The 24,489-nt window shown below is 66.3% G+C and carries 21 protein-coding genes and 1 other RNA gene; 9 read left to right on the top strand and 13 right to left on the bottom strand.

What is annotated here, in order from left to right; genetic code table 11:
- Nucleotides 1-209 precede the first annotated feature (209 nt).
- The 4 genes from ACQ7JA_RS01430 to ACQ7JA_RS01415 all read left to right on the top strand — a co-directional run bounded on the left by ACQ7JA_RS01430 (nt 210) and on the right by ACQ7JA_RS01415 (nt 7,668).
- Nucleotides 210-2,276 carry a carbon starvation CstA family protein gene (locus ACQ7JA_RS01430; protein ID WP_430894128.1) on the top strand — a complete coding sequence of 689 codons (2,067 nt, stop codon included), beginning with the start codon at nt 210-212 and terminating at the stop codon, nt 2,274-2,276.
- Nucleotides 2,276-2,482, top strand: coding sequence for a YbdD/YjiX family protein (locus ACQ7JA_RS01425; RefSeq protein WP_258829805.1), 207 nt, complete (start codon nt 2,276-2,278; stop codon nt 2,480-2,482). The genes ACQ7JA_RS01430 and ACQ7JA_RS01425 overlap by 1 nt, the downstream gene beginning before the upstream one ends.
- 202 nt (nt 2,483-2,684) lie before the next feature.
- Nucleotides 2,685-5,537: a response regulator gene (locus tag ACQ7JA_RS01420; RefSeq protein ID WP_430894127.1), complete on the top strand. Its 2,853-nt coding sequence runs from the start codon at nt 2,685-2,687 to the stop codon at nt 5,535-5,537.
- A gap of 1 nt (nt 5,538) precedes the next feature.
- Nucleotides 5,539-7,668 carry a putative bifunctional diguanylate cyclase/phosphodiesterase gene (locus ACQ7JA_RS01415; protein ID WP_430894126.1) on the top strand — a complete coding sequence of 710 codons (2,130 nt, stop codon included), beginning with the start codon at nt 5,539-5,541 and terminating at the stop codon, nt 7,666-7,668.
- 114 nt (nt 7,669-7,782) lie between these two features.
- Here the strand turns inward: ACQ7JA_RS01415 and ACQ7JA_RS01410 are convergent, their stop codons facing one another.
- Both ACQ7JA_RS01410 and ACQ7JA_RS01405 read right to left on the bottom strand, forming a co-directional pair.
- Entirely contained in the window at nt 7,783-10,179 is a 2,397-nt protein-coding gene (locus ACQ7JA_RS01410) for a penicillin acylase family protein (protein ID WP_430894125.1), read from the bottom strand.
- A 111-nt stretch (nt 10,180-10,290) separates the two neighbouring features.
- Nucleotides 10,291-10,443 carry a hypothetical protein gene (locus ACQ7JA_RS01405; protein WP_430894124.1) on the bottom strand — a complete coding sequence of 51 codons (153 nt, stop codon included), beginning with the start codon at nt 10,441-10,443 and terminating at the stop codon, nt 10,291-10,293.
- On the opposite strand from ACQ7JA_RS01405, the gene ACQ7JA_RS01400 reads away from it, so the two are divergent.
- Together ACQ7JA_RS01400 and ACQ7JA_RS01395 are read left to right on the top strand one after the other, a co-directional pair.
- The gene (locus ACQ7JA_RS01400; protein ID WP_430894123.1) at nt 10,442-10,600 is read left to right on the top strand and encodes a hypothetical protein; all 159 of its coding nucleotides are present in this window, start codon (nt 10,442-10,444) and stop codon (nt 10,598-10,600) included. The two genes, ACQ7JA_RS01405 and ACQ7JA_RS01400, sit on opposite strands and share 2 nt — an antisense overlap.
- 203 nt (nt 10,601-10,803) lie before the next feature.
- Complete coding sequence (locus ACQ7JA_RS01395) at nt 10,804-11,088, top strand: hypothetical protein (RefSeq protein ID WP_430894122.1); 285 nt, start codon at nt 10,804-10,806, stop codon at nt 11,086-11,088.
- On the opposite strand, the gene ACQ7JA_RS01390 is transcribed toward ACQ7JA_RS01395, so the two are convergent.
- From ACQ7JA_RS01390 to ubiD, 7 genes are all read right to left on the bottom strand, one after another.
- Nucleotides 11,006-11,905 carry a DUF2334 domain-containing protein gene (locus ACQ7JA_RS01390; protein ID WP_430894121.1) on the bottom strand — a complete coding sequence of 300 codons (900 nt, stop codon included), beginning with the start codon at nt 11,903-11,905 and terminating at the stop codon, nt 11,006-11,008. The two genes, ACQ7JA_RS01395 and ACQ7JA_RS01390, sit on opposite strands and share 83 nt — an antisense overlap.
- Before the next feature lie 34 nt (nt 11,906-11,939).
- Nucleotides 11,940-13,097 carry a glycosyltransferase gene (locus tag ACQ7JA_RS01385; RefSeq protein WP_430894120.1) on the bottom strand — a complete coding sequence of 386 codons (1,158 nt, stop codon included), beginning with the start codon at nt 13,095-13,097 and terminating at the stop codon, nt 11,940-11,942.
- Nucleotides 13,098-13,202: 105 nt separating this feature from the next.
- Nucleotides 13,203-13,793: a recombination mediator RecR gene (gene recR, locus ACQ7JA_RS01380; RefSeq protein ID WP_430894119.1), complete on the bottom strand. Its 591-nt coding sequence runs from the start codon at nt 13,791-13,793 to the stop codon at nt 13,203-13,205.
- A 16-nt stretch (nt 13,794-13,809) separates the two neighbouring features.
- Nucleotides 13,810-14,136, bottom strand: coding sequence for a YbaB/EbfC family nucleoid-associated protein (locus ACQ7JA_RS01375; RefSeq protein ID WP_121561271.1), 327 nt, complete (start codon nt 14,134-14,136; stop codon nt 13,810-13,812).
- A gap of 41 nt (nt 14,137-14,177) precedes the next feature.
- The gene (locus tag ACQ7JA_RS01370) at nt 14,178-16,325 is read right to left on the bottom strand and encodes a DNA polymerase III subunit gamma/tau (RefSeq protein ID WP_430894118.1); all 2,148 of its coding nucleotides are present in this window, start codon (nt 16,323-16,325) and stop codon (nt 14,178-14,180) included.
- Nucleotides 16,326-16,467: 142 nt separating this feature from the next.
- Nucleotides 16,468-16,566: signal recognition particle sRNA small type (gene ffs / locus ACQ7JA_RS01365), an RNA gene on the bottom strand.
- A gap of 72 nt (nt 16,567-16,638) precedes the next feature.
- Nucleotides 16,639-18,123 (bottom strand): 4-hydroxy-3-polyprenylbenzoate decarboxylase, encoded by a 1,485-nt coding sequence (ubiD, locus tag ACQ7JA_RS01360; protein ID WP_430894117.1) that lies wholly within the window; start codon nt 18,121-18,123, stop codon nt 16,639-16,641.
- A gap of 473 nt (nt 18,124-18,596) precedes the next feature.
- Here ubiD and ACQ7JA_RS01355 point away from each other — a divergent pair, with 473 nt between their 5' ends.
- The 3 genes from ACQ7JA_RS01355 (at nt 18,597) to ACQ7JA_RS01345 (ending at nt 20,902) form a co-directional block, all read left to right on the top strand.
- Nucleotides 18,597-19,508: a transglycosylase SLT domain-containing protein gene (locus ACQ7JA_RS01355; RefSeq protein ID WP_430894116.1), complete on the top strand. Its 912-nt coding sequence runs from the start codon at nt 18,597-18,599 to the stop codon at nt 19,506-19,508.
- 156 nt (nt 19,509-19,664) lie between these two features.
- Nucleotides 19,665-20,330: a PEP-CTERM sorting domain-containing protein gene (locus ACQ7JA_RS01350; protein ID WP_430894115.1), complete on the top strand. Its 666-nt coding sequence runs from the start codon at nt 19,665-19,667 to the stop codon at nt 20,328-20,330.
- 428 nt (nt 20,331-20,758) lie between these two features.
- Nucleotides 20,759-20,902 (top strand): GNAT family N-acetyltransferase, encoded by a 144-nt coding sequence (locus tag ACQ7JA_RS01345; protein ID WP_430894114.1) that lies wholly within the window; start codon nt 20,759-20,761, stop codon nt 20,900-20,902.
- A 97-nt stretch (nt 20,903-20,999) separates the two neighbouring features.
- Here ACQ7JA_RS01345 and ACQ7JA_RS01340 read toward each other — a convergent pair whose 3' ends face one another.
- The 4 genes from ACQ7JA_RS01340 to ribBA all read right to left on the bottom strand — a co-directional run bounded on the left by ACQ7JA_RS01340 (nt 21,000) and on the right by ribBA (nt 24,468).
- Nucleotides 21,000-21,971: an IS110 family transposase gene (locus tag ACQ7JA_RS01340; RefSeq protein WP_430894113.1), complete on the bottom strand. Its 972-nt coding sequence runs from the start codon at nt 21,969-21,971 to the stop codon at nt 21,000-21,002.
- A 364-nt stretch (nt 21,972-22,335) separates the two neighbouring features.
- Nucleotides 22,336-22,806: a transcription antitermination factor NusB gene (nusB, locus tag ACQ7JA_RS01335; protein ID WP_430894112.1), complete on the bottom strand. Its 471-nt coding sequence runs from the start codon at nt 22,804-22,806 to the stop codon at nt 22,336-22,338.
- 13 nt (nt 22,807-22,819) lie between these two features.
- Nucleotides 22,820-23,299 (bottom strand): 6,7-dimethyl-8-ribityllumazine synthase, encoded by a 480-nt coding sequence (gene ribH, locus ACQ7JA_RS01330; protein ID WP_430894111.1) that lies wholly within the window; start codon nt 23,297-23,299, stop codon nt 22,820-22,822.
- A gap of 62 nt (nt 23,300-23,361) precedes the next feature.
- A complete protein-coding gene (ribBA, locus tag ACQ7JA_RS01325) occupies nt 23,362-24,468 on the bottom strand; it encodes a bifunctional 3,4-dihydroxy-2-butanone-4-phosphate synthase/GTP cyclohydrolase II (RefSeq protein WP_430894110.1) in 1,107 nt (368 codons plus the stop codon).
- Nucleotides 24,469-24,489: the final 21 nt, after the last annotated feature.

The following is a 24,489-nucleotide window of genomic DNA, read 5'->3' as shown; positions in this document are numbered from 1 at the left end:
GGGGGGCCGCCCACCCTACGGACCAGCATTCTAAGCTCAAGCAGGCTCTTCGGCCTACGTACTACTACGCAGCTACTGCGTAATCATGCGCTTGTCGTGCTGATAATGATGCAACATACTTTGCGCTAGCCTGTCCAAAAATCCGCCCGCATGGGGCCGTTCGCATGCGGGATACAACAAGTTGTCAAATCCATCCTCGGAGGAGCACCATGAAACGAATGTCGAGCACGCTCGGCTGGATCGCGCTATCGATCCTCGGCGCCTTTTCGCTCGGGTTCATCGCGGTCAAGCGCGGCGAAACCATCAATGCGATCTGGATCGTCGCCGCGGCAGTCTGCGTCTACCTGATCGCCTACCGCTTCTACAGCAAATACATCGCCTACAAGGCGCTGGGCCTGGACCCGACGCGCCAGACCCCGGCCTATAAATACAACGACGGCCTGGACTACGTCCCCACCAACCGATACGTCCTGTTCGGCCACCACTTCGCCGCGATCGCGGGCGCGGGCCCGCTGGTCGGCCCCGTGCTGGCCGCCCAGATGGGCTACCTGCCCGGCATGATGTGGATCCTGGCAGGCGTCGTCTTCGCCGGCGCCGTCCAGGACTTCATCGTGCTGTTCATGTCGACCCGCCGCGACGGCCGTTCGCTGGGCGACCTGATCAAGTCCGAGATGGGCGAGATCCCCGGCCTGATCGCCCTGCTCGGCTGCTTCATGATCATGGTGATCATCCTGGCCGTGCTGGCGCTGATCGTCGTGAAGGCGCTCACCGGCTCGCCGTGGGGCTCCTTCACCGTGATGGCCACCATCCCGATCGCCCTCTTCATGGGCCTGTACTCGCGCTACGTGCGCGTGGGCCGCATCGGCGAAGTCTCGATCATCGGCTTCGTGCTGCTGATGCTGGCCATCATCGGCGGCCAGTGGGTCCACGATTCGCCGACCTGGGGTCCGGCCTTCACCTTCACCGGCACCGAACTGACCTGGATGCTGATCGGCTACGGCTTCGTCGCCTCCGTGATTCCCGTGTGGCTGCTGCTGGCGCCGCGCGACTACCTGTCGACCTTCCTCAAGATCGGCACCATCGTGGCGCTGGCCATCGGCATCGTGATCGTCGCACCGGACCTGCGCATGCCGGCCGTGACCAAGTTCATCGACGGCAGCGGCCCGGTGTGGTCGGGCAACCTGTTCCCCTTCCTGTTCATTACCATCGCCTGCGGCGCCGTCTCCGGCTTCCACGCGCTGATCTCCTCGGGCACCACGCCGAAGATGATCGAGAACGAAACCCACGCCCGCTTCATCGGCTACGGCGGCATGCTGATGGAATCGTTCGTCGCCATCATGGCCCTCGTCGCCGCAAGCACCATCGACCCGGGCGTCTACTTCGCCATGAACAGCCCGGCCGCCGTGCTGGGCACGACGGCGCAAACCGCCGCCGCGGCCGTGTCGAACATGGGCTTCGTGATCACCCCTGAAACCCTGGAGCAGATGGCCAGGGACGTCGGCGAGCACACCATCATCTCGCGCGCCGGCGGCGCCCCGACCCTGGCGGTGGGCATGGCCCACATCCTGTCGAACGTGGTCGGCGGCCAGGCCATGATGGCCTTCTGGTACCACTTCGCGATCCTGTTCGAGGCCCTGTTCATCCTGACCGCGGTGGACGCGGGCACCCGCGCCGGCCGCTTCATGCTGCAGGACCTGCTGGGCGCCTTCTCCCCGTCGCTCAAGCGTACCGAATCGCTGCCGGCCAACCTGCTGGCCACCGGCCTGTGCGTCGCGGCCTGGGGCTACTTCCTGTACCAGGGCGTGGTCGATCCGCTGGGCGGCATCAACACCCTGTGGCCGCTGTTCGGCATCGCCAACCAGATGCTGGCAGCGATTGCGCTGACCCTCGGCACCGTGGTGCTGTTCAAGATGAAGCGCGCCCAGTACGCCTGGGTCACCATCGTGCCGACCGTCTGGCTGCTGGCCTGTACCCTCACCGCCGGCTGGCAGAAAGTGTTCTCGGCCGATCCGAAGGTCGGCTTCCTGGCCCACGCCAACAAGTTCCAGGCCGCCCACGACGCCGGCACGGTGCTGGCGCCGGCCAAGACCGTCGAGCAGATGGAACGCATCATCTTCAACGACTACGTCGATGCGACCCTGGCGGGCTTCTTCATCCTCGTGGTGCTGGCGGTGGTGTTCTACGGCATCCGCACCATCCTCGCCTCGCGCGCGAGCAGCGGCCCGACCGCGAAGGAAACCCCGTACGTCGCCATGTCCGGCGCACAGGTGCAGTGATGTTCGGCGCCCTGCTCGACGCCGGCAAGACGGCAGGCAAGTACCTCGGGCAGAGCATGCGCCTGATGGTCGGCCTGCCCGAGTACGACACCTATGTGTCGCATATGGAAAGGACGCATCCGGACCAGACGCCGATGACGTACGAGGAGTTCTTCCGCGAGCGCCAGGAGGCGCGCTACGGCGGGAAGCGGGCGACGTGCTGCTGATGGCGGCGCGCTGAACGGAGAAGGGACGCTGCGGCGTCCCTTTTTTTTTCGCGCACGATTACCTGTCTACACCCTCTTGACCTCCCTCAACGCCCCTCCCCTCCCCTGAACGTATATTTTTTTCTTGCGGGAATTTGCATTCCGCAAAGGAGGCCCTGCTTCGTCCGTTGCAGGTCTGCTCCGCCGTGCCTCCGGGATCAGCATGCCGAACTTCGAGCGCTCCAGTCTGAACCAGAAGCTGACCATCATCTCGCTGCTGTCGACCGCGACCGCGCTGGCCTGCGTGTTCGCCGCCTTTGCGGCAACCTCGGTGGCCAACCATCGCAAGGACGAGGCGATGCAGCTGGCAACCTTCGCCCAGGTGATCGGCGCCACGAGCAGCGACCACCTGCTGCTGCGCGACCGCAAGCGCGCCGTCGCCGCCCTGTCCACCCTGGCCGCCAAGCGCGACATCTCGGCCGCCGTGCTCTACGACCGCCACGGCCAGCCCTTCGCCCACTTCCCCGCCGACGGGGAATGGGAAGCGCAGGCCCTCGAGCGCGTCGACGCCGACGCCCTGGCCACTGCCAACCGGGAAGGCCAGCGCCTGCTTTCGCGCACCATGCGCCTCTACCAGCCGGTACGCGACGGCGAGCTGCAGGTCGGCGTGGTGATGATCGAGACCGACCTGGTGAACACCTGGATCGACATCCTCGCGGGCCTCGCGGTCATGGGCCTGGCGATGCTGGCCTCGCTGCTGGTGTCGGTCGCGATGGCGGGCCGCTTCAAGCGCAGCATCGCCGAACCGGTGACGAAGCTGATCCAGGCCGCCCAGAAGGTTTCCAGCAGCCAGAACTACAGCCTGCGCATCGCCCACCAGCGCACCGACGAGCTGGGTATCCTGATCGACAGCTTCAACACCATGATGGCCCAGATCGAGGACCGCGGCGCCGCCCTGCTGCACCACCGCGACGAGCTCGAACGCCAGGTCGGCGTGCGCACCGAGCAGCTGGAAAAGGCGAAGAACGCGGCCGAAGCGGCCAGCCGCGCCAAGAGCGCTTTTCTTGCCACCATGAGCCACGAGATCCGCACCCCGATGAACGGCGTGCTGGGCATGACCGAGATGCTGCTCGCGACCGAGCTCACCGAGTCGCAGCGCAACTACACCACCCTGGTGAAGCGCTCGGGCGAGCACCTCCTGGTGATCATCAACGACATCCTGGATTTTTCGAAAATCGAGGCCGGCAAGCTCACCATCGAGTACATCAACTTCAACCTCTGGGACCTGCTGGACGACATCCACAACGTCTACACCCCGCAGGCGGCCGGCAAGGGGATCGGCTTCGACTTCGACATCGCCAACGACATCCCGGTGGCGATCTGCGGCGACCCGAACCGGCTGCGCCAGATCATGGCCAACCTGCTGGGCAATGCCATCAAGTTCACCGACCAGGGCCGCATCCTGGCGCGGGTGCGGGTGGCGGGCGAAGACACCCAGTCCGTCATGCTGCGCTTCGAGGTGCACGACACCGGCATCGGCATTTCGCGCGAGGCGCGTGCGCGCCTGTTCGAAGCCTTCTCGCAGGCCGACGACTCGACCACGCGGCGCTACGGCGGCACCGGTCTGGGGCTGGCGATCTCCAAGCAGCTGGTCGAGCTGATGGGCGGCGCCATCGGGGTCGACAACGCGCCGCAGCGCGGCTCGATCTTCTGGTTCACGGTGAGCTTCGACAAGCGCCGCGTGGACCCGAGCGCGCCCGGCCATCGCCAGCATACCCTCGAGGGCCTGCGCGTGCTGGTGGTCGACGAGGACGAAGAAGTCCGCGAAGACCTCACCCAGCAGCTGCGCGACTGGCGCGCCCAGGCCGACGGCGCCGCCAGCACGGCCGCGGCCTACGAATGCATCCTGAGCGCGGCGCGCGCCGGCCGGCCGTATGACGCCGCGCTGCTCGACATGGAACTCACCCACACCAGCGGCCTCGCGCTGGCGGCGTCGATCAAGGCCGACGCCGCCGCGCGTGGCACCCACCTGGTGCTGCTCAGCCTTGAAACCCAGGCGGCCGACCCGGTGCAGCGGCGCGCCGCCGGCGTGGCCTACCAGCTGATCAAGCCCGCGCGCGCCGCCGACCTCTACGCCTGCCTCGCCGCCTGCGCGGCGCGCCTGCATGCGCCGCCGGTTCCCGTACCCGCCACTGCTGCGCCAGTCGCGGCCAGCGCGACGCCGCGTCCGGCCCCGGCCGCGCCGGCGCCGCGCGCGCGCATCCGCCGGGTGCTGCTGGCCGAGGACAATCCGGTCAATGTGGAGGTGGCCAAGGCGATGCTGGAGAGCCTCGGCATCGAGGCGACCTGCGCGCGCAACGGCCAGGAAGCGCTGAATGCGGTGCGCTCCAGCGCTTTCGACGCGGTGCTGATGGATTGCCAGATGCCGGTGATGGACGGCTTCGCCGCCACCGCCGCGATCCGCCGCCACGAACGCGAATCCGGCCGCGCGCGCACCTTGCCGGTCATTGCCATCACGGCCAACGCCCTGCAGGGCGACCGCGAAGCCTGCCTGGCGGCCGGCATGGACGACTACCTGTCCAAACCCTTCACCCAGCAGCAGCTGGCCGCCGTGATCGGCCGCTGGGTGGGAGCCGCCATGGCCGCCACCAGCCACCACGACGACGCGCCATTGCGCCCGCCGCCGCGCCTGCCGCCGGAAGCGGTCGAGGTGATCCAGCGCGAGGCGGTCAACCGCACGGCGCTGGAAAACATCCGGGCGCTCTCCCGCGACGGCGGCGACGCCCTGGTGCAGAAGGTGGTGGCCGCCTACATGGGCGACACCCCGCGCCACCTGGCCACCCTGCGCGAAGCGATCGACGGCGACGACCCGGGCAGCGTGCGGCGCGTCGCCCACAGCCTGAAGTCGGCCAGCGCCAACGTCGGCGCCGTCCACCTGGCCTCGCTGTGCAAGGAACTCGAACAACTCGGCCGCGCGGAGTCCGTCGATGGGGCCGCGCGCATCCTTGCCGACATGGAGCGCGAGTTCCAGTCGGTCCGCCAGTCGCTTCACGCCATGTTAGAGAAGGAAACCTAGAATGCCAGCCTCTTCTTCCCCGAAGCGCGGAACGGTCCTGGTTGCCGACGACGACCCGGTGATGCGCCTGCTGATGCTCGAGATGCTGGCCCAGGTCGGGCTGGACGCGATCGAGGCGGCGGACGGCGCACAGGCCGTGCAGCTCGCGGCCGAGCGCAATCCCGACCTGATCCTGCTCGACGTCGACATGCCGCACATGGACGGCTTCGCGGCCTGCGCGGCGATCCGCCGTGCCGAAGTTGGCAACATTCGAGACGGCGTCTCGGTGCCGATCGTGATGGTCACCGGCGGCGACGACCTGGAAGCCGTCACCCGCGCCTATGAGGTCGGCGCCACCGACTTCGTCTCGAAACCCATCAACTGGCCGATCCTCGGCCACCGCGTGCTCTACGTGCTGCGCGCCAGCGACGCCATCGCACGCCTGCGCATCGCCGACGCGCAGAACCGCGCGGTGCTGGCCGCGATTCCCGACACTTTCTTCCGGCTCGACCGCGACGGCTTCTATCTCGATTACGAGCCGGGCAACGAGCGTCCCGGACGCGGGCGGGCGATGCCGCTGCAGCAACCCAGGGTCGGCAAGCACATCACCGACGTGCTGCCGCCGGAGGTGGCCGCGAGCATCATCGAGCAGATGCGCACCGTGCTGACCACCCAGCAGGTGCGCTCGGTCGAGTACGAACTGGAGCACTGTGGCGAGATCCAGCATTTCGAGGCGCGCCTGGTGGCCACCAGCGCCTCCCAGGTGCTGGGCCTGGTGCGCGACATCAGCGAACGAAAGCGCGCCGAGGAACAGATCCGGCGCCTGGCCTACAGCGACAGCCTGACCGGCATCCCGAACCGCCAGGCCTTCCTCGAGACGCTGGAGCGCGAGTTGCAGCGCTCCAAGATCGGCAACAAGAAGTTCGCGGTGCTGTTCATGGACCTGGATGCGTTCAAGCGCATCAACGACACGCTCGGCCACAATGCCGGCGACCAGTTATTGAAGATGGTGTCGGAGCGCCTGCGCGAAACGACGCGCCCCAGCGATCTGGTCTCGCGCGGGGACAATGCGAGCAACCTGGCGCGCTTGGGCGGGGACGAATTCACCATCCTGATTCCCGACCTGGAACGGGTCGAGCATGCGCTCAATGTCGCCACGCGCGTGAAGGAAGCGATGCGGCGGCCCTTCCTCATCGAAGGCAACGAGATTTTTGTCACCGCCAGCATCGGCATCTCGCTCTTCCCCGAGGATGGCGACGACTGCGGCTCGCTGTTGAAATACGCCGACACCGCGATGTACCACGCCAAGAACTGCGGCAAGAACAACGCCAAGCTGTACAGCTCATCGCTGACGATGCAGATCATAAGCCATGTGAAGCTGGAGGTAGGGCTGCGCAAGGCGCTGCAGAACGACGAGCTGTACCTCGTCTACCAGCCGCAGCGCGACGTGCGCACCTCGGAGATCGTCGGCGTCGAAGCCCTGGTGCGCTGGCGCCATCCGGAGCGCGGCCTGGTGCCGCCGACCGAGTTCATTCCGCTGGCCGAGGAGACCGGCCTGATCGTGCCGATCGGCGAATGGGTGCTGCGCACCGCCTGCCGCCAGGCGCGCACCTGGCAGCGCCACGCCCGGCGCACCCTGCGCATGGCGGTGAACCTGTCGGCCAAGCAGTTCAAGGACGAGAACCTGTCGCAAATGGTGCATTCGGCCCTGCTGGACGCGGGACTGGAGCCGCGCCTGCTGGAGCTGGAACTGACCGAAGGCACGCTGATGGACGACGCGCGCGCCACCCTGGTGACCCTGGAACGGCTGCGCGGCATCGGGGTCTTCCTGTCGATCGACGATTTCGGCACCGGCTACTCGTCGATGAACTATCTAAAGCGTTTCGACGTGCGCGCGCTGAAGATCGACCGCAGCTTCATCAACGGCCTGCCGCAGGATTCCGAGAACGCGGCCATCACGCGCGCCATCATCGCGATGGCGCACGGGCTCAAGATGGTGGTGGTGGCCGAGGGGGTGGAGACCGGGGAGCAGTTGCTGTTGCTGGAGCAGTATGGCTGCGATATGGTGCAGGGCTACTTCCTGGGGCATCCGTCGAGCGCGGAGGACATCACCGGCATGCTGGCGGCGCCCTTGGCCTTGCCCGCTAAGTAGGGTGGACGGCTTCGCCGTCCGCGCGTTCAACTCACGGATGCACTGTGGCGACGCATTCTTTAGCTGGACGCGCGGACGACGACGCCTGGTCCAGTCCACTGGACTGGACCACCCCTACGGTTTGAATCTTAGCGTGTACTTCGGCTTCCCCGGCAGGAACGGCACCGGCACCGCCTTCACCCACTCGCTGTGGCCCGCCAGGAAGAAGGGCGACAGCGGATGCCCGCTCTGCCCGCCCGGCATATTGTACAAACCCTCCTCTTCGCGCCCCGGCGACACCGTCATGCGCTCCGACTGCCCGAACTTCGGCCCCGCCACGCGCGGCATATTGGCGTCGCCCGGCAGGCGGTCCGCCGGCGCGCCCAGCAGCGGCTTGAGGGCCGGCACCGCGAGGCTGATCGGATGCGCGATCTCAACGGTATTGCGGGCGCCCCAAGTGGCATCGGCCAGCACCTGGCCATCCTGGGTGAGCTCAGCGATGACGCGGTCCACGGCCGCCAGTTCCACCGCGCGCCAGTCGGCGTAGCCGGCCGGCAGCCAGCCGCTGGGTCGGGCGTCGAGCAGGCGGGCCACCACCTCGGGCCAGCGGCTGGTGCCGGCGATCGGTGCCTTCGGGTCGAGGGCCGTGATGGCCTTGCCGGCGCCGGCGTAGAAGAGGTCGTGCAGCGCCCACATATAGCCGCGCGCGAGGCGGTAGCCGACGGAATCGACGCTGGCATGGCCATCCCAGCTCTGCTCCAGCAGGCGGCGGAACTCGGCGCGCTGGGGCTGGCCCTTCATGGCTTGCGCATCGAGCACGCGCAGCGCGCGTTCGCGCCAGCCGGCCATGAACAGCGCGCGGTCATCCAGGGCCACGTCGAAGACCTTGCGCACGTCGAGCTTGCCGCCCAGCGCCTGCAGGCCATCGGCGATCTGGCGGTTGCGGGCGCCCAGGTCGAAGCCGCCGTCGCCGAGCACGGCCGCGCCTTCGCCCATCAGTTGGCGGCTGTTGGCGGTCGTGATCTGCCCGTCCGCCGGGTTGACGATGCGCGGATAGCGCTGGGCCGGCAGCAGGCCGCTCCAGCTCGGCGTGTCGCCAGTTACCGGGAAGGTAGTCGCGAACTGCGCCGTGCCGCGTGCCGGCAGCGTGCCGGCGATGGTCCAGCCGATATTGCCGGCTGCATCGCCCACGACGATGTTCTGGGCCGGGATGCCGTCGATGGCGGCGACCTCGAGGCCTTCCTCGACGCTGGCGACGGTCTCGAATTGCAGATGATTGAGGTTGACGGCGGCATCGTCGTGCGCCACCCAGCGCACGGCATAGAGACGCCCCGCCGCTTCGCGGATCGGGCCGAGCGACGTGTCCCGCACCACGAAGCGTTCGGGCTGCGCGCCCTTCACGGCGATCATCTCGACGTGGCTTTGCGGGGTCTCCCAGCCGGAAGGCAGGCGCACCTGGCCGGCACGGGCGGGATCGCGTTCGAGCGCCACCAGGTCGATCAGGTCGGCATAGCTGTTGGTGAAGGCCCAGGCCACCTGCCCATTGCTGCCTGCGATGACCGTGGGCGGCGCGCCCGGCAGGCTGACGCCGGCGACGCGGCGCTGGCCGCCCTTCCCGTCCGGGAAACGCAGTGCCAGGCGGTACCAGATGTTCGGCAGCTGCAGGCCGAGGTGCATGTCGTCCGAGACGATTGCCGCGCCACTGCTGCTGCGGCTGCCGGCCACCGCCCAGTTGTTGCTGCCGACGCTGTCGACGAAGTCGGCGCCGCGCAATGCCACCTGCCTGCCGGCGGTGTCGAGCGGCGTGCCCCACCAGCCCGGGGCGCGCTCGGGGATGGGCGCGGGCGCCACGGCCGCGCCCTTGTCGAGGGTGGCGTCCCAGCGGCTCGCTTCGGGCAGCAGGAAGGCCAGCTGCGCCGCGTCGCTGTGCTCGCGCAGCCAGCCGCGGGCCAGGTCGCGGCCTTCCTGCATGGCCTGCAGGTCGATGTACATGGCCCACACGACCAGCAGCGAATCCGTTGCCGTCCAGGGGCGCGCCTCGGTGCCGGTCAGCGCGTATTCGAAGGGTTTGGCGCCCAGCGCCTTGTATCCGTCATTAGCCCCTGCAACATAGCGGTCGAGCAAGGCACGGTCCGCGGCCGGCAGGCGGGCCAGGGTGTGTTCGGCGCGGGCGCGGAAACGGTGCAGGCGGCGTGCGCGGTCGAGCGGCAGCGCACGCGGACCGAAGAGCTCGGCCAGCTCGCCGGCGGCAGTGCGGCGCAACAGGTCCATCTGGAAATAGCGTTCCTGCGCATGGACGAAGCCGGTCGCATAGGCGACGTCGAGACGGCTGCTTCCGCTGATCAAGGGCACGCCTGCAGCATCGCGCTCGACCGTCACCGCCGCGGACAGCCCGGGGACCTGCCGTTCACCGTCCAGCTGGGCCAGGCTGGCGCGCAGGTAGAGCCAGGCGGCCAGCGCCGCCAGGACGACGAGCAGCAGCAATCCTCCCAGGCCTCTCAGGGCCCAGGTCTTCCAACGGCGCTGTCGCATGTCTCCTCCTTGTTTTTAGGGGGCGTATCTTGCCAGAAAATTGATTTCCCCGGCGAACAGACTTGTGATCACCTTCCCAGCGCGATTGATTTACCTCACACGGACACCGGGTCAGGACACGATGCTGAAGTGCGCCGCCAGGACGGCGGCATGGGAGATGATGATGCGACCGTCGCTGTTGCAATGCTTGGTGCTCACGTTGGCGCTGGTCGCGTCCGCGTGCAGCACGCCGGAACGGCGCGCAGAGCGGGCACGGGCCGCCATGGAACAGCGCATGGCGCTGCATGGCCCCGCCTGCGCCCGGCTCGGCAATGCGCCCGATACCGAACCCTGGCGTTACTGCGTTGTCGAACGCAGTTCGCGGGCCGAGCTGGACGAGCAGTCCGGCTATCACATGGGATGGCGGCACGGAATCCGGTAGCCGGCTGCGGCAATCCCATCGCTTTGTCAGGCAATGCCTACAGGAGGAATTCGACAGAGGAGAGAGCTCGCGGATGCGGTGCTTCGATGACCCGGTTTTGCGCACGCACGATTAAGATAGGCAGGGCAAATGATGAACGTGCGGCCTATACTGGAAGCAAATCATGAACCCGATCGCCAGGACGGCGAATACAGGAGAACATCATGCGTATCAGAGCTCTTCCCATACTGGTCCTGCCCCTCCTGCTGGCAGCCTGTTCCACCCCGCAGCAGCGCGCCGAACGCCTGCAGGCGGAAATGGCCGACCTGATGGCGATCTACGGACCGGCCTGCACCCGCCTGGGCTACGCTCCCAACAGCGACCCATGGCGCGAATGCGTGCTGCAGCTGAGCACGCGCGACGAAGTCAGGCGCTATGGCCCGTCCTATCATGGCGGCTACGGTCCGCGTGGCTGGCGTGGAGGCGGCTTCTGGGGTCCGTACTGGTAAGCTTGCCGCTTGCCATCGTGCCGGCAGCCAGCAGGCGCCCGGCAAAGTCCGCCTTGGTCATGGCCGTGCGGCCATCCAGCAGCCGCGCCACTGCGGCCTGGGCATGACGCAGCAGGCGTGGATGGTGCAGGTCGGGCGGATGCAGGCTGAGGCGGATCAGCGGACGCCGCGCCAGCAGCAGTGCCAAGGCATCCGCCAGCAAGGGCGAAGCCAGCCGGCCGAGGCGGTTCCGGGCGGCGTACACCAGGGAAGGCGACCACAGCGAGGCCGCTGCGGATGAGGCTGTGAGCGCGATGTCCGGCGCGACCTCCGACGCATGCGCGCGCAGCAGGTGGAAGCGGCCGAACGTGGTCGTATAGTCGAAGTCGAAGGTGCGCAGCGCCTCCCAGGCGCCCTCGCCCATCAGCCAGGCCGGCGGCACGAAGCCGCGCACGGGCCAGCCGCGCTCCGCGAACCAGTCCAGGCCCAGCCGGATGCGGCGCGCCGCCTCGCCGGCATCCAGGGCGGCGAACTCCCCTTCCCGGCTATACCTTTCCCGCAGAAACCGCTCTCGCCACCCACCTGCGGGTGGCCCCGTGTCCAGGTGCGCCAGGCCATGCAGCGCCAGCTCGTCGCCGCGCGCGAGAAGCGCATCCAGCCCCGCTTCCATCTTGCGCAGGTCTCCGCCGCCGCGGTGATAGTGCGGCACCACCAGCCAGGTCAGCGGCACGTCGGCAACGGCGCGGATGGCCTGCGCCAGGCCGGCGCAATCGTCCCAGGTGGCCGGTGCGACGTCATGGATCGAGATGCACAGCGCCGGCAAGCCCCCGTCCCGCAAGCAGGCATCGCCGTGGGGGGGCCCTGCCGCTGTCTCAGTCGGTGACACAGACCCGGTCCAGCGCGTGCCGCGTGCCCGCGCGGGCCGCCAGCAGGCTGCCGTAACGGTGCATCAGCTGGGGGAAGACCTGGCGCCAGTCGTACTGCTCCTGCGCCTTGCGGCGCGCCTGGGCGCCCAGCCGCCCCATGTCGCGCGCGTAGATCGCCTCGATGGCGCCGGCGAGGCTGTCGGCGTCGTTGGGCCGCGCGAGGATGCCGGTCTGTTCGTCCACCAGCTCGGCCACGCCGCCGCCGGTGGTGGCGACCACCGGCAGGCCGCAGGCCATCGCTTCGAGCACGATCAGGCCGAAGGTCTCGCAGTCGCCCGGGTGCACCAGCAGGTCGCAGCTGGCCAGCACGCCCGCCAGCGCCCGCTGGTCGCGCTGGAAGGGCATGAAGCTCACATGCGGATGGCGCGGCAGCTCGGCGCCGCCGCCGACCAGCAGCAGGTGGTAGCGCGGCCCCAGCTGGCGCGCGGCGTCGATCAGGAGCGGCAGCTTCTTGTCCGCGGTGAAACGCCCGGCGTACACCAGCAGGCGCATGTCGCCCGGCAAGCCGAGCTCGCGGCGCAGCGTGTCGCGGCGCCGGCTCGGGTGGAAGATCTCGCTGTCGATGCCGAGCGGCTGGTGCAGGGCGTGGGCCACGCCCATGTCGTGCAACTGGTGCACCATCAGCCGGCTCGGCGCCAGCACCAGGTCGAACTCGTGGTAGAGGTGGGCCAGGTATTTGCAGCTGCCTTGCGAGATGGCGTGGCCGAAGCGGTTTTCCACCAGGCGCGGCAGGTCGGAATGATAGAAGGCGACGGCGGGAATGCCGAGCCGCTGCTGCATCCGCAGCGCGGCCCAGGCGCAGTGGCCGGCGTCGCCCGCCTCGACGAGATCGGGCCGGGCGGCGCGCAGCAGGCGCACCGCGGCCGCGACGGACAGGGGCATGCGGTAGCCGTGGATGCCCGGCAGCGTGACGGCGGGAACGCGCACCAGCGTGGGTGCGCCCTCGCCTTCGCCGTCATCGGCATCGCTTTCGCTGACGTTGGGACTGAAGATCGTATGACGCGCCCAGCCGAGACCAGCCAGCCAGCGCGCCTTCGCGTTGAGGTAGGTGCTGACGCCGCCCCCTTCGGCGGCATAGAACATCGTGATGTCGACAAGGTGCATGGACGGTCCGCTGAAAGCGCCACCATAGCAGCCGCCCGCGGACCGGGTTTGCGCACACGCACGATGGCGCGGCGCGGAGATGCTACGTGGCCGTCATGCGAACCATTATGCGCTGCGGCGATCGAGCATGGCGCGCGCTATCGTGCCCGCGTCGACATACTCGAGCTCGCCGCCGACGGGCACGCCGCGCGCCAGGCGGCTGACTGTCAGGCCGCGCGCCTTGAGCATCTCGCTGATGTAGTGGGCGGTCGCTTCGCCCTCGTTGGTGAAATTGGTCGCCAACACGACTTCGTGCACGACACCGTCCGCCGCGCGCCCGATGAGCTTATCGAGGTGCAGGTCGCGCGGGCCGATGCCGTCGAGCGGCGAGAGCCGTCCCATCAGCACGAAGTACAGGCCTTTGTACGTGAGGGTCTGCTCGATCATCATCTGGTCGGCAGGGGTCTCGACGACGCACAGCAGCGTGCGGTCGCGCGACTCGTCGGCGCACAGCTCGCACACCTCGGTGTCGGCGAAGGTATTGCACATGGCGCAGTGGTGGACCGTGTCCACCGCCTGGTACAGGGCGCGCGACAGCATGGCCGCGCCTTCGCGGTCATGCTGCAGCAGGTGGAAGGCCATGCGCTGCGCCGACTTCGGACCGACGCCGGGCAGGCGCCGAAGTGCTTCGGTCAGGAAGTCGAGCGATCGCGACATGGATTCGTTCCCTGCCTCAGAACGGCATCTTGAAGCCAGGCGGCAGCGGCATGCCGGCGGTCAGGCCGCTCATCTTTTCGCTGGCGGTGGCTTCGGCCTTGCGCACGGCGTCGTTGAAGGCGGCCGCCACCAGGTCTTCCAGCATGTCGCGGTCGTCGCCCAGCAGCGAGGGGTCGATGGTGACGCGCTTGACGTCGTTCTTGCAGGTCATCACGACCTTCACCAGGCCCGCGCCCGACTGGCCTTCGACTTCGATCTGAGCCAGCTGCTCCTGCGCCTTCTTCATATTGTCCTGCATGGCCTGCGCCTGTTTCATCAAGCCTGCGAGCTGGTTTTTCATCATGGTCGTTTCTCCAAAAGTTCTGATGGGTTATTCGTATTATTTCAGGCGGCGGCCGGCTTCACCGAGCCCGGCACGACGAAGGCGCCGAAGGTGCGTTCCATGGCCTGCACGAAGGGATCGCCGGCGACCAGGGCTTCGGCCTGGCGCTGGCGTTCCTCGCGCGCGGCCTTGGCTTCGGCGGCCGCCGTGTACCAGGTCGGGCCGATCTCGGTGTCGAGCGAGATCCGCACCTGCGGGAAGTGCTCCTGCAACGCGGCGGTGAGCTTCTCGCTGTTGCCGCTGGCGCGCAGGGTATCGACCGGCACGCGCAGTTTGAAGGTCGCGGCCTGCTCGTGCGCCACGCATTCGATGAGTTCGGTCTGCAGCGCCAGCTGCTGGGCCACGCCGCGCAGCGGCAGGCCGGCGGCCAGGGCCGGCCAGTTGCCGTCCCAGCCGATGGCCGGGACCGGCGTGACGACGTAGGCGTGCGGCGGCGCGGCCGGCGCGCGCTGTTGCGCCGGCGCCGGCGCCGTCACCACGGCCGGCGCATCGGCGGCAACGGCCGTGTCGTCGGAAAACTCGGTGACCCAGGAAGGCGGCTCGTCTTCGGCCGGGGCCTGCGGCATGCGCGCCTGCGGCTGCTGTTGCTGAGGCTGAACGGCCTGCGGCTGCGCCTGTTCCCAGGGTGGCGCGGATGCCGGTCCCTGAGCCGGACGGCCCGCCGGCGCCGCCTGCATGGCGGCCGAAGGACCAGGGGCCGGCGGCGGCGCGCTCGGGGCCGGCGCGGGGGCAGGCGCTGCTGCCGCTTGCGCAGGCGGCGGCGCCTCGGGGCGTGGCTTCGCGCCTCCGCCGCCCGGGCGGCCCGATGCTGCGCGCGCAGCTTCCAGCGCCGCATTGATGGCGGCCCTGGCCGAGGTCATGGCGGGCGCCGGTGCGGCCGGTGCTGCCGGAGCGGCGGGCGCCGGCGCCGCTGCCTGGGCGGGCGGCGCCTGACGGGCAGGGGCGACCGCCGCATGGCTGGCCGCAGCGACTGCCGCCGCGCGTGCGCCCGGACCGGCGCCGGCCGCCATGGCCGGAGCCGGCGCCGCGGCCGGCTGCTCGGCGCCGCCCTGCCCCGGACGGAAGGCGAGCATGCGCAGCAGGGTCATGGTGAAACCGGCGTACTCGTCCGGCGCCAGGCCGATCTCGTTACGGCCGTGCACGGCGATCTGGTAATACAGCTGCACTTCCTGCGCGTCGAAGGCCTGGGCCAGGCGCAGGATGTCGTTCAGTTCCGGCAGGTCCTGCGGCACGGCCGAGGGCACGGACTGCGCCAGCGCGATCCGGTGCAGCAGGGTGCCGAGGTCCTGCAGCGCGCCGTTATAGGACAGGCTGCGGCTGGCCATCTCGTCGGCCACCGCCATCAGGTCGGCGCCGTCCTGGGCCAGCAGCGCGTCCAGCAGGCGCACGAGGTAGGACTGGTCGAGCGCGCCCAGCATGCCCTGCACGGCATCGAGCGTCACCTGGCCGGCGGCATAGGCGATCGCCTGGTCGGTCAGCGACAGCGCGTCGCGCATCGAGCCGTGGGCGCCTTGCGCCAGCAGGCGCAGGGCCGGCTGCTCGTAGGTCACGCCTTCCTGGCCGAGGATGTTCTCGAGGTGGCCCACGATGTGGCCCGGCGGCATCTGCTTCAGGTTGAACTGCAGGCAGCGCGACAGCACCGTGACCGGGATCTTCTGCGGGTCGGTAGTCGCGAGGATGAATTTGACGTGCGGCGGCGGTTCTTCCAGCGTCTTCAGCATGGCGTTGAAGGCGTGGTTGGTGAGCATGTGCACCTCGTCGATCATGTAGACCTTGAAGCGCGCATTGCTCGGCGCGTACACCGCCTGCTCCAGCAGCTGGGCCATCTCGTCCACGCCGCGGTTCGAGGCCGCGTCCATCTCGATGTAGTCCACAAAACGGCCGGCATCGATCGCGCGGCAGGCTTCGCACACGCCGCAGGGTTCGGCCGTGATGCCGCCCTGCCCGTCCGGGCCCACGCAGTTGAGCGACTTGGCCAGGATGCGCGACAGCGTGGTCTTGCCGACCCCGCGCGTGCCCGTGAACAGGTAGGCGTGGTGCAGGCGGCCCGTTTTCAACGCATGGGTCAGTGCACGAACGACGTGCTCCTGGCCGACCAGCGTTTCGAAGTTCTTGGGACGGTATTTGCGGGCGAGGACTTGATAGGACATACCCGGATTTTACCGCAGTTGGCGGCCGGGGCGAACTATCCGAGGCATGCCTGTCAACAACGCGGATTCTGCGGACGCGATCGAACAGCCGGGCTGCTGCGGATCGTTCAAACAGGGGAAGTGTGAAACAGGAGGAAGATAAAGAGGCGAGCCTGATCTGCGGCACTTGCGGTGAACGGCTTTGGCTGCTTCGTTCCCGACCTGACCAGGTAAACCATGCCGCAATGCGCAGGGGCCCGCCAGCGCTCATTATACCTGACGTTGGCGCTTGTGTGAATTCGCAGGATGGTCGGCTCTGCCGACCATCCTGCATTTAAATCCCGAGCTGTCCCCACAGCCCGTCGATGCGCGCCTTCACTTCCGGCGTCATCTCGATCGGCGTGCCCCACTCGCGGTTGGTCTCGCCCGGCCACTTGTTGGTGGCGTCGATGCCCATCTTGCTGCCCAGGCCGCTGATCGGCGAGGCGAAGTCGAGGTAGTCGATCGGGGTGTTGTCGACCATGACCGTGTCGCGGGTCGGATCGACCCGGGTCGTGATGGCCCAGATCACCTCTTTCCAGTCGCGCACGTCGACGTCCTCGTCCACCACCACGATGAACTTGGTATACATGAACTGGCGCAAAAAACTCCAGACCCCGAACATCACGCGCTTGGCGTGGCCGGCGTACTGCTTCTTCATCTGCACCACCGCCATGCGGTAGCTGCAGCCCTCGGGCGGCAGGTAGAAGTCGGTGATCTCGCTGAACTGCTTCTGCAGCAGCGGAATGAAGACCTCGTTCAGCGCCACGCCCAGCACGGCCGGCTCGTCCGGCGGCTTGCCCGTGTAGGTCGAGTGATAGATGGGGTCGCGCCGCATGGTGATGCGGTCGATGGTGAATACCGGGAAGCTGTCCTGCTCATTGTAATAGCCGGTGTGGTCGCCATACGGTCCTTCCAGCGCATGCTCGAAGCCGGAGGGGTGGCTCGCATCCGGGTAGATATGCCCTTCAAGGACGATCTCGGCGGACGCGGGCACGCGCAGCTCGCTGCCGATGGCTTTCGTCAGCACGGTGCGCTGGCCGCGCAGCAGGCCGGCGAACTGGTATTCGGACAGGCTGTCCGGCACCGGCGTGACCGCGCCCAGGATGGTGGCCGGGTCGGCGCCCAGCGCCACCGCCACCGGATAGGGTTTGCCCGGATTGGCCAGCGCGTGCTCGCGGAAGTCGAGCGCGCCGCCGCGGTGGGCCAGCCAGCGCATGATCACCTTGTTCGGCCCCAGCACCTGCTGGCGGTAGATGCCCAGGTTCTGGCGCTTCTTGTTCGGACCCTTGGTGATCACCAGGCCCCAGGTAATCAATGGCGCGATGTCGCCCGGCCAGCAGTGCTGGATCGGCAACTTGCCCAGGTCGACGTCCTGGCCTTCCCATACGATTTCCTGGCAGGGCGCGCCGCGTATTTCTTTAGGGGCCATGTCCCACACGGCTTTCACGAGCGAGCCCAGGCCCATGATGTCCTTGAAGCCCTTGGGCGGCTCCGGCTCCTTCAGGCGCGCCAGCACGTGGCCGATATTGCGCAGTTCGTCGATGCTCTCGGCGCCCATGCCCAGCGCCACCCGGCGCGGGGTGCCGAACAGGTTGCCCAGCACGGGGATGCTGTGCCCCGTCGGCTTCTCGAACAGCAGCGCCGGACCTTCGGCACGCAGGGTCCGGTCGCAGATTTCCGTCATCTCGAGGTGGGGCGACACCGGTACGCCAACATGCTTGAGCTCGCCCATTCGCTCGAGCTGCGCCATAAAGTCCCGCAAATCTGAATATTTCATCAAGTTTTGATCGTTATCTCGTCAGTAGAAGCTTGTTCAAGGCACCATGCCAAGTATCTGATTTGTTAAGCTTTTCTAAAATTTCGCTTTGGCAATCAGAACTAAAAGTAATAAGAGCGGATCGTGCTAGGGTTGACTTGGTATAAAGGAGCCACTAGAATCCGTCCTACTTGATGAGGCAGGCAAGTCTATCTGACATGATTCTAGCTGTTCTCATGCATTCACGGGGTCGGGGCCCCACATGACATTTTGAGGAGTGTTTTCACAGGACGTCTGTCCTAATCCCCCCGAGACAGTTGTTGAGCCACTGGTTCCACCCGCCTGGGTTTTTAGCAGCCAGCTGAAGCAAAGCAATGACGGCGTTAGTCGGCCGCGACGCGGCGACCTACGATATTTCTGATGCACGGCATAGTCCGACACCGCGCTTAGGCGCTGTGACAGGAGCTCTTTTTGCCGCGACAAAGGGGAATTCGATGATCCATCGTTTCATCACGAGCGCAAGGTTCGTGCAATCCATGGCCAGCCAGCCAGTCACATGGTCTTCCATTGGCAAAGCGGCACGCGGTTTCGCAAACACCGCACGCAACACCCTGACCGTATTCGGTCTTTCCGCCATCGCCATGCTGGCGCTGCTGTATACCAACGAAGACGTCGCCAAGCGCGTCTCGGACGTGCTGGATCCCCAGCCTGAAATCGTCGCCGTCGCCCCTGGCGCGCCTGCGGCCGCAATCATGCCGGTTGCCCTGACCGAAGCGGTGGAAACGAGTCATGCCGACACCCACCATCTCGGCAACAGCAAGCAGCAGCAATGGGTCACCTCCTGGCTGAGCAAGCGCTACCGCGTCGCCAGCGATGCCGCCAACATGCTGGTCTCGACCGCCTACATGACGGCGCACGAGGTCAAGCTGGATCCGCTCCTGATCCTCGCCGTGATGGCGATCGAATCGGGCCTGAACCCTTTCGCCGAGAGCCCGATGGGCGCGAAGGGCTTGATGCAGGTCATGGCCAAGGTTCACCATGACAAGTTCGAGGAAGTCGGCGGCCAGCAGGCGGCCCTGAATCCGGTCGCCAACATCAAGGTCGGCGCCCTGATCCTGAAGGACTACGTCAAGCGCACCGGCTCCGTCGAAGGCGGCCTGAAGACCTACGTCGGCGCCGCCGACATGGAAAGCGATTCCGGCTACGGCGCGAAAGTGCTGGCCGAATACAAGCGCCTGAAACAGGTGGCGCGCGGCCAGAAGGTGCCGACCACCACGCGCCCGGCAGCTCCGGCGCCGATCGTGGTCAAGCAGTCGCCGAGCGCCAAGCCGGTCGAGACCCCTGCCCCGGCTCCAGCGCCGGCTCCGACCGAGAACCACGGTTCGGAAACGCTGGCCACCCTGTAAGCCGGCAGAAAACACTCCTCTCGGCCACCGCATGACGGTGGCTTTTTCTTTCGGCTTCCTATTTTTGGGGTACAACCCTGCAAGCATAAACTCGCGGACAGACTTGACATAATTTCAACATCGGAAATATAGTATGAGTTTATTTGACGCTAAAACATGAAAATAATTGCCGCGTTGTTACTCGCTCTCAGCTTTGGCATGGCGCAAGCCAAGGTTGTCACCTACGCTTTTACTGGAAAATTCGGAACGCCTACGCGCTGGGCCGTTTCCGGCGATCCAAATCATGCGGCCCTGTTCAACGGCCTGCTGAAGGAAGGCGATCAGTTTTGGGGAGAATTCAGTTTCGACAACGAGGCTGCCCCGCTCGAGGAGCGGAATCCACAATATGCGTGGATGCTGTACCCCTCGCTTACCTTCAAGCTGACAGCGTCGACGGCTTTCAACACTGCAGCTTCAACCTGGGAAGCGGAAAATATTCAGATTACAAATGACGGCTGGCTCACCGGCGAAACCTATTACGATCGGCTGATCGCCGCAGGCCGCAAAGATCTCGACAGTCAGCATGTGCTTTCGGCACACATTGATCTCTACGCCGACGATACGGCCTTCAATGATTTTCGCGTACCTCGAGGATTCCAGGACTTTACGAGTGCTAATCTCGACCTGAGCCTATTCCACTACGACCACGTGGCCTGGGACCGTGTGTACGGCACTACTGTAGAGATCAAACTGCTTGAAATTAGCTCGGTTCCGGAACCGGCCACCATATTGCTGCTCTTGGCAGGACTCGGCGGCCTCACCCTGCTGCGCCGCAGGGTGTGACATTTGACTGGAAGACGCCACCGGGCCGCCAGGCATCGTAAATAAAACCATGTTTGCTCTCTCCTTGCCTGGTCATGGGCTCGTTTGACCCGCAGTGAATACCTGACTACAGTCTGGACGATGGAAAGCGACGATATTCCTCAGCCGCCCCATTTCAGGCCTGTTGCCACACGGGAGCCTTGTGCGGACATCACGATCGAGGCGGCCGACCCGGCGGGCGGCGAGGCGCGCGCCTGCGTGGCGCACTACTTAGACGAACTGCAGGAGCGCTTCGACACCGGATTCGACCCGGCGGCCAGTTTTTCGGCCAATCCCGAGGAGCTGGCGCCGCCCTCAGGATGGTTCCTGCTCGCGCGGCTGAATGGGAGCGCGGTGGGTTGCGGGGCGCTCAAAGTGCAGGAACAGGGCTTCGGGGAACTGAAAAGGATGTGGTGGCGCCGCATGCGCGCGGCTTGGGGCTCGCCAGGCAGCTGCTGGCGGCGCTGGAAGCGCAGGCGGTGGCGGCCGGTGTGCGGGTGCTGCGGCTGGATACGATCCGGCACCTGCCGGAGGCTCATGCGCTCTATATATAGAACGGTTACGTCGAGATCGCGGCGTACAACGACAATCCCTACGCCGACCATTGGTTCGAAAAGCGCTTTTCGTAGATACCGTCTTGTCCGTCAAGCCCTACATCGCAAATTTTGGATCGTAGGGCTTGCCGGTGTGGATGACACCAAAGCACAAGTGCGCCAGCTTACGCATGGCGGCGCCGATAGCGGCCATCTTGGATTTGCCTTTGGCGAGTAGTCGGTCGTTGAGTGCCTTAATGTGTGGATTGCAGCGTCGTGCAACGACGGCTGGCATATAGAGCACTTTACTCAGATAAGCGGGGCCTGCCTTGGACATTCGTGGGCGACCTCGCACCGACGTTCCGGACTGCCACTCTACAGGGACAAGGCCCAGATAGGCTGCCAGTTGCTCGGCACGATCAAACGTTCGTCCTGCAAACGGCGCCGTCATATGGCCAGCAACGCGCGGCCCAACTCCAGGAATGGTCTCGAGCAGTTCTTTCTTGTTGCGCAAATCCGGATCGCTGTCGATATGCTCGGCAATCATCTTCTCGAGCCGCTTCAGTTCAGCCTCGAGGAAGGTAATCGTCTGAGCAATCGATTCCCCGACGGCCTCGGGGACAGGACTGAAATTGTTCGCTTCCTGGCGATTTCGCTCGCGCTGCAGGTCGTCGGCGACAGCGTCACGGCGCGCCAACAATGCTTTGAGGCGCCGCGCTGATTGCGATGGCGGCTGCCATGGAGCAGGTTTCTGCGTGGCGCCATATCTGGCCAGCACCGCGCTATCGGCCCTGTCATTTTTGGTCTTAACGCCCAAGCCTTGTGCGAATGCGCGCAGCTGGGCCGGGTTGACGAGAGATACCACCAGGCCCGCGTCGGCCAGCGCCAGGGCGGCGTTTTCGTGATACATCCCGGTCGGTTCCATCACCACATGCACCCTGTCGGCCTTCTGCTTGTCCAGCCAGTCCAGCAACTGGACAAATCCGGCAGAGGTGTTTGCGATCGACTTCGATTTCAATTTGCCATTCGACGAATCGAGCAGCATGCAATCAAGCTTGGCTTTGGCAACGTCTACGCCCAGGTAATACATCTGTTCTCCTTGTGTTCTCGGTCATCACACCCACTCTCCTTGTGCATACAGGGTCAGAGCCCTTGGCTACCGTCCAGTGTTTGGTATGGTGTGGGAACGAGGTGAAGGGCTTGAACTACCTTCCAAGGTCGAGCCTTAAGGGTGGTCTCAAGCTGGTCTTCACCTCAATTGGCAGTAGCTAACCACCAATGAGAACAAGATACAAGGGTGGTCGGCTCGGCCGACCGCGCGTTCAACCCATGCCCGCAGGCCCGCTCGCGTGATGTGAATGCGTGGGCGGACAAGCCGCCCACCCTACAAAAGCAAAAGCCACCGGGCAGTGCCACGGTGGCTTTCCTCCATATATACAGAGAGCAGCTGCGGGTCAGCGCTTCGCGTCGGCCCCGACCTCGTCCGGGCGCAGGCTGCCGGCCAGCTTGTCCAGCACGCCATTGACGTACTTGTGGCCGTCGATGCCGCCGAAGGACTTGGTCAGCTCGACCGCCTCGTTGATCACGACGCGATACGGAATCTCCGGGTGGTTCTTCAGCTCGTAGGCGCCCAGCAGCAGCACGCCGTGTTCGATCGGCGAGAGCTCGGCGATGCCGCGGTCGATCAGCGGGGCGATGACTTCGCGCAGCTCGACCGAGGTCGCGATGGCGCCGTTCAGCAGTTCGCTGAAGAACTCGCCGTCGGCCTTGTCGAAGCCGTGGGCGCCGCGGATGTTGGTCACGACGGTGCGGGCCGGCTCATTGTTGAGCAGCCATTGGTACAGGCCCTGCAGCGCGAACTCGCGCGCGCGGTGGCGCGGCGTGCGGTTCTTGCTCGGGTTGGCGTGGGTGGTCTTGTCGGTCATTCTTCTCTCTTCCTTATTCTTCTTCGGGCTGCAGCTCTTCCAGCGCGAACATCAGGTTCGACATCTCGACCGCCACGCGGGCCGCGTCGGCGCCCTTCTCGGCCATGCGCGCTTCGGCCTGCTCGTCGTTCTCGGTGGTGAGGATCGCGTTGGCGATCGGCATGCCGTAGTCCAGGCCGATGCGGGTGATGCCGGCGCCGGATTCGTTCGAGACCAGCTCGAAGTGATAGGTCTCGCCACGGATCACCGCGCCGAGCGCGATCAGCGCGTCGAACTGCTGACTTTCGGCCAGCTTCTGCAGCGCCAGCGGCGCTTCCAGGGCGCCCGGCACCGTGATGTGGAGAATGTCCTCGTCGGCCACGCCCAGGCGCTTGAGTTCCGCCAGGCAGGACGACAGCAGGCCGTGGCCGATGTCGGCATTGAAGCGGGCCTGTACGATCCCGATGCGCAGGCCTTCGCCCGCCAGATTGCTTTCAAAAGTTGGTACCGTCATGGCTGGCCTCTTCTTTGTATGTGTGTATATAGTAGTGTGATTTGTTCTGGCGGCGCGCCGCGTCAGGCAGCCGGCTGCGGCAGGTAGCCCGTCACTTCCAGGTCGAAGCCGGTCATCGAGGGCATCTTGCGCGGATTGGCCAGCAGCTGCATCTTGCCGACGCCCAGGTTGCGCAGGATCTGCGCGCCGATGCCGTAGGTGCGCAGATCCATCGAGGCCGCGCGGGCGCTGCGTGCGCTGGTGTCGCGCGGGGCGAACTGGGCGAACAGCTGGTCCGCGCTCTCGCCGGCATTGAGCAGCACGATCACGCCGTTGTCGCTGGCCTGGATCGCCTTCATGGCCGAGGCCAGGTCCCAGGAGTGGGTGCTGGCGCAGTTGCCCAGCACGTCCAGCAGCGACACCGGCTGGTGCACGCGCACCAGGGCTTCCTTCTCCGGCGACGGTTCGCCGTGCACCAGGGCCAGGTGGGCCGAGCCGCTCGGCTTGTCGCGGTAGGCGACCAGGCGGAAGTCGCCGTGCACGGTATGCAGGGGCCGCTCGGCCACGCGCTCGACCAGGCTTTCGTTCTGGCTGCGGTAGTGGATCAGGTCGGCGATGGTGCCGATCTTCAGATTGTGTTCCCTGGCGAATTCGATCAGGTCCGGCAGGCGCGCCATGGTGCCGTCTTCCTTGATGATCTCGCAGATCACCGAGGCCGGGGTCAGGCCGGCCATCGCGGTCAGGTCGCAGCCGGCTTCGGTATGGCCGGCGCGCATCAGGACGCCGCCGTTCTGGGCGCGCAGCGGGAAGATGTGGCCCGGCTGCACCAGGTCGTCCGGGGTCGTGCCCTTGTTCACGGCCACCTGGATGGTGCGCGCACGGTCGGCCGCCGAGATGCCGGTGGTCACGCCCTCGGCCGCTTCGATCGACACCGTGAAGTTGGTGCCGAAGGAGGTGCCGTTTTTGGAAGTCATCATCGGCAGCGCCAGCTGGTCGCAGCGCTCTTCGGTGAGTGTCAGGCAGACCAGGCCGCGCGCATGGCGGATCATGAAGTTGATCGCTTCCGGGGTGACGAAGTCAGCGGCAAGCACCAGGTCGCCTTCGTTCTCGCGGTCTTCCTCGTCGACGAGAATGACCATGCGCCCTGCGCGCAGTTCGGCAACGATTTCCTCGGTGCTGGAAATAGACATACGGATTCCTCGGGATTTTGC

The organism is Massilia sp. BKSP1R2A-1, assembly GCF_050586525.1.
Classification (GTDB): domain Bacteria; phylum Pseudomonadota; class Gammaproteobacteria; order Burkholderiales; family Burkholderiaceae_D; genus Telluria.
This window is presented reverse-complemented; position numbering and strand designations above follow the sequence as displayed.

Excerpts from the sequence above, each read along its gene's own strand:
- ACQ7JA_RS01430 (WP_430894128.1), top strand. The coding sequence starts at position 210 with ATGAAACGAATGTCGAGCACGCTCGGCTGGATCGCGCTATCGATCCTC.
- ACQ7JA_RS01425 (WP_258829805.1), top strand. The coding sequence starts at position 2,276 with ATGTTCGGCGCCCTGCTCGACGCCGGCAAGACGGCAGGCAAGTACCTC.
- ACQ7JA_RS01420 (WP_430894127.1), top strand. The coding sequence starts at position 2,685 with ATGCCGAACTTCGAGCGCTCCAGTCTGAACCAGAAGCTGACCATCATC.
- ACQ7JA_RS01415 (WP_430894126.1), top strand. The coding sequence starts at position 5,539 with ATGCCAGCCTCTTCTTCCCCGAAGCGCGGAACGGTCCTGGTTGCCGAC.
- ACQ7JA_RS01410 (WP_430894125.1), bottom strand. The coding sequence starts at position 10,179 with ATGCGACAGCGCCGTTGGAAGACCTGGGCCCTGAGAGGCCTGGGAGGA.
- ACQ7JA_RS01400 (WP_430894123.1), top strand. The coding sequence starts at position 10,442 with ATGGAACAGCGCATGGCGCTGCATGGCCCCGCCTGCGCCCGGCTCGGC.
- ACQ7JA_RS01405 (WP_430894124.1), bottom strand. The coding sequence starts at position 10,443 with ATGGCGGCCCGTGCCCGCTCTGCGCGCCGTTCCGGCGTGCTGCACGCG.
- ACQ7JA_RS01395 (WP_430894122.1), top strand. The coding sequence starts at position 10,804 with ATGCGTATCAGAGCTCTTCCCATACTGGTCCTGCCCCTCCTGCTGGCA.
- ACQ7JA_RS01385 (WP_430894120.1), bottom strand. The coding sequence starts at position 13,097 with ATGCACCTTGTCGACATCACGATGTTCTATGCCGCCGAAGGGGGCGGC.
- recR (WP_430894119.1), bottom strand. The coding sequence starts at position 13,793 with ATGTCGCGATCGCTCGACTTCCTGACCGAAGCACTTCGGCGCCTGCCC.
- ACQ7JA_RS01375 (WP_121561271.1), bottom strand. The coding sequence starts at position 14,136 with ATGATGAAAAACCAGCTCGCAGGCTTGATGAAACAGGCGCAGGCCATG.
- ACQ7JA_RS01370 (WP_430894118.1), bottom strand. The coding sequence starts at position 16,325 with ATGTCCTATCAAGTCCTCGCCCGCAAATACCGTCCCAAGAACTTCGAA.
- ubiD (WP_430894117.1), bottom strand. The coding sequence starts at position 18,123 with ATGAAATATTCAGATTTGCGGGACTTTATGGCGCAGCTCGAGCGAATG.
- ACQ7JA_RS01355 (WP_430894116.1), top strand. The coding sequence starts at position 18,597 with ATGATCCATCGTTTCATCACGAGCGCAAGGTTCGTGCAATCCATGGCC.
- ACQ7JA_RS01350 (WP_430894115.1), top strand. The coding sequence starts at position 19,665 with ATGAAAATAATTGCCGCGTTGTTACTCGCTCTCAGCTTTGGCATGGCG.
- ACQ7JA_RS01340 (WP_430894113.1), bottom strand. The coding sequence starts at position 21,971 with ATGTATTACCTGGGCGTAGACGTTGCCAAAGCCAAGCTTGATTGCATG.
- nusB (WP_430894112.1), bottom strand. The coding sequence starts at position 22,806 with ATGACCGACAAGACCACCCACGCCAACCCGAGCAAGAACCGCACGCCG.
- ribH (WP_430894111.1), bottom strand. The coding sequence starts at position 23,299 with ATGACGGTACCAACTTTTGAAAGCAATCTGGCGGGCGAAGGCCTGCGC.
- ribBA (WP_430894110.1), bottom strand. The coding sequence starts at position 24,468 with ATGTCTATTTCCAGCACCGAGGAAATCGTTGCCGAACTGCGCGCAGGG.